This window comes from Trichloromonas sp. (assembly GCF_041583255.1).
Lineage (GTDB): Bacteria > Desulfobacterota > Desulfuromonadia > Desulfuromonadales > Trichloromonadaceae > Trichloromonas.
Genome location: NZ_JBFHGD010000274.1, coordinates 1 through 3,706 on the forward strand (window position 1 = coordinate 1; position 3,706 = coordinate 3,706).

The following is a 3,706-nucleotide window of genomic DNA, read 5'->3' on the forward strand; positions in this document are numbered from 1 at the left end:
GAGCGCACCGTCTTTCAGATCCTCCCCGAGGTGCAGCAGAAGCTGCACGCCATCCCCGGCATCCAGCTCTTTCCGGTGACCCCGCCGGCGCTCCCCGGCGGCGGCCAGTTCCCGGTCGAATTTGTCATCGCCTCCACCGCCGAGCCGGAGCAGATTCTCGACTTCGCCCGCCAGATCCAGTTCAAGGCCATGGGCAGCGGGATGTTCGCCTTTCCGCCGATCATCGATGTGAAAATCGACCAGCCGCAGAGCGAGTTCGTCATCGACCGCGACAAGGTGGCCGACCTCGGCCTCAGCCTGGAGCAGGTCGGCCTGGATATCGGCTCGATGGTCGGCGGCAATTTCGTCAACCGCTTCGACATCGCCGGCCGCAGCTACAAGGTCATCCCCCAGATCCAGCGGGTCGACCGCCTCAACCCCGAGCAGCTGCAGCACATCTACATCAGCGGCCGCGACGGCGGGCTGATCCCCCTCTCTACCGTCGCCAGTCTGCGCAACACCACCGTGCCGCGCTCGCTCAACCGCTTTCAGCAGCTCAACGCCGTCAAGCTCAGCGGCGTGGCGGTGCGCCCCCTCGACGAGGCGCTGCGCTATCTCGAAGGGGAGGCGGCGAAGATCCTCCCGCAGGGCTACGTGCTCGACTACACCGGCGAGTCGCGCCAGCTGCGCACCGAGGGCAACCGCTTTGTCCCCGCCTTCGCCCTCGCCGTGGTGCTGATTTTCCTGGTGCTGGCGGCGCAGTTCAACAGCTTCCGCGACCCCTTCGTCATTCTGGCCGGCTCGGTGCCGCTGGCGATGTTCGGCGCGCTGATCTTCACTTTTCTGAAAATGCCCGATCCGAACATCCCCTTCTGGACCCACGGCTGGACCACCACCCTCAACATCTACTCGCAGGTCGGCCTGGTCACCCTGGTCGGGCTGGTCTCGAAGAACGGGATCCTGATCGTCGAGTTCGCCAACAAGCTGCAGGAACAGGGACAGGACAAGCTGGAAGCCGTGCGCGGGGCGACCCTGACCCGGCTGCGGCCGGTCATGATGACCACCGCCGCCACCATCGCCGGCCACTTCCCGCTGGTGCTGGTCACCGGCGCCGGCGCCGCGGCGCGAAACTCCATCGGCCTGGTGCTGGTCGGCGGCATGGCCGTCGGCACCCTCTTCACCCTGTTCGTCATCCCCTCGATCTACATGCTGGTCGCCCGCGACCATTCCCGCGCCCGGGCCGGCGAAAAGCCCCCTCATACGGCCTGAGCAACTCCCGACGCACAAACAAACAAGGCCCGGAATGACGCTCCGGGCCCTATTTATGCAGGATTTCGGGATCCGCCGGACCAGCACAATGGTTTCAAACCAGAGCGCTCAGGGGGCGGGCAGTCGTGAGGCAAAGAGGATGAAACCACCATTTCAAGTCGCAAGCGCCCGGATCATCATGTCCAAGCGACAAGGCCGTTGTTCTCTTCGGTGTTTTAATCAATCCTGCTTCGGCTGGCTGGGGCTTACTCAATCCGGGATCATGGAAGCCTGAGGTGGGAACCTCGCTTAGCGGCCTGACTTTCCCCATATAGGCCTATGATATCAATGATTTATCTTGGCCAAACTCCACGGCTCCCGGCACTGGATTCACAGGATCTCTTATTGATGTCAGATTTCGTTGCCCGCGATCAGTTATCAGCCCGGTTCAGGCTGGCCGGAATGAAGCCTTCGTTTGACAGCGCGAGGATAATGCCACGAATCAGGTAGTTATTACTGAAAGCGATAGTGTATTGTCGTGCCCCTTCCTTGATCGGCTGCAACATCTTCCGCTCCACTAACTTCTTGATCTGATAGGTTCGCTGGGCGGGTGACAGATCGGACATCGCCGTCGCCAGGTCGGCGGCCTTGGCCACGCCTTTTATTGCCGCAATCTGCAACATCCGCTCTTCCTGCGCCGTGATGAGCTCTCTTTCCTTCGCATAAGCCAGCGCAGGGGCAAGAATCCTGTCGCGCAAATATTCGAAATCGGTCAGTCGATCCACCTTGCGCAATTCGTCCAGGATGCCTTGCAGCACATAAATGCACCACGCTTCCAGCCCTTCAGGGGTGCCGGTATCGGCGCGGGCCAGCATGGTGTAATAATGGTCACGATCATTGCAAAAAACCGATGTCGGATTGAGGACTCTGCCGCCAGCCTTGACATTAAAGCCGTACTTGATCATCAGGGCGTAGGTCAGCAGCCTGACCACACGACCATTGCCGTTACTGAACGGGTGTATCCAGCCAAAACGATGGTGCGCCAGCGACACCTTGATCAGAGCGTACTTCGGCGGATCGTTCTGATTGATGAACGCCACCAATTCCTGCATGTAGTGCGGCACCTGGATAGCCTCGGGGGGCAAGTGATCGGACTGCGCTATCTTCACCGGCTTCTGCCGATAAGCGCCCGGCGTGGCATCCCCTTCCCGTACCAGTCCCTTGACCGTGATGGCGTGCAAGTCGCGAATAAAGTGTTCCGTCAGCCCGTTATCAGGCTGTATGCTCTCCTCGACATAGGCCATGGCAGCTTCGATGTTTTCCATTTCGCGAAGCTGGTCGGAAGGGGCCTGTCGGACGCCCTCCAGCTTACTCTCGACGTAGTCGGCCAAGGTGGTGTGGTTACCTTCGATGCGGGCAGAACCGAGACTTTCAAGCATATGAAAGATATGCTTGAGCTGAAAAAAGACCGGGCTCGGGGTCGTACCGCGCAGTTGCAGCCGGCGCAGATGTTCCAGCTCGGTCAAAACATCTACCAGCGGTGAATCGAAGGACGGGTTGAGCAGTGACAGATCACGGTGAACAAATACGGGCATGACGATTTCTTTCTGCATTACGGTGTCTAAACATCTCGAATCAAACAACATGAATACAATAAAATCAATATATTATTTATCATCTTTAAAAATATTATCTCTAGCTCCAGCTAAAATCATGTCGACTTTCCTGGTTCGGCAAAGTCAACAAAGCGCCGGTCAAACAGTATCTTTCCGGCACTTTTCACCAGTCGCGGGTAACCCGGCAGTAAAAGTTGATGCATTCGCAAAAAGTCTTGCGATGGCTAAGCAAAAATTTCGACCGACAAGGCCTGGTGTTTTTTTTGGGGTCGAAGGCCTACATCAGTTAGGTCGAGGTCCTGAAAAAACACCGTAACGCCGTAGGCGGACTTTTTGCGACGCCAGCAAAGTTGAACAGGGTTGGAACCCACTTCCCATCAAAGATTAAGCGGCAAGGCCAGCATCTGACGCCGATAGGTGCCGAAAAGAATTTCAGCCGGTCTGGCCTGGGTCATGTAACTCTCCGCGCAATGTTTGTCAATCGGCATTGAAAAATGACCCCTGATCAGCATCTAACATTGACTCATCAAAAAGCAATATAACTAATTATTTCAAAACTTTGGCCGAGAATTTGGTGGGTTATCGTTCGGCGCTGGTTAGGGGTTGAGATGGGTCAAAATCACATGCCTGTTAACAACTGGTGCCTACGGGGGGATATGTTCAGCGTAAAAATGGATTTTTTTGACGCAGAGCACGCTCTGCAAGGAAGGATCTGCGAGGAGGGTTGATCGGCGACTACCGATGCCTGTCCATAAGGAAAGGCAGCCAGTGTACCAAAAATGTACCACGGAAAAGAAAAGGGGTTGCCTGAATACAGGCAACCCCTTGAACTTTCTGGTGCCCAGAGACGGAATCGAACCGCC

General features: G+C 56.9%; 2 protein-coding genes. One reads left to right on the forward strand and one right to left on the reverse strand.

What is annotated here, in order from left to right; all coding sequences use genetic code 11:
- The coding region (locus ABYV89_RS15440) for an efflux RND transporter permease subunit (RefSeq protein ID WP_432823826.1) at window positions 1-1,248 on the forward strand (1,248 nt) is incomplete at its 5' end.
- A 410-nt stretch (window positions 1,249-1,658) separates the two neighbouring features.
- Here the strand turns inward: ABYV89_RS15440 and ABYV89_RS15445 are convergent.
- Window positions 1,659-2,822: a Fic family protein gene (locus tag ABYV89_RS15445; protein WP_432823827.1), complete on the reverse strand. Its 1,164-nt coding sequence runs from the start codon at window positions 2,820-2,822 to the stop codon at window positions 1,659-1,661.
- Between the last annotated feature and the right edge of the window lie 884 nt (window positions 2,823-3,706).

Coding starts and splice junctions, on each gene's coding strand:
- ABYV89_RS15445 (WP_432823827.1), bottom strand. CDS start 2,822: ATGCCCGTATTTGTTCACCGTGATCTGTCACTGCTCAACCCGTCCTTC.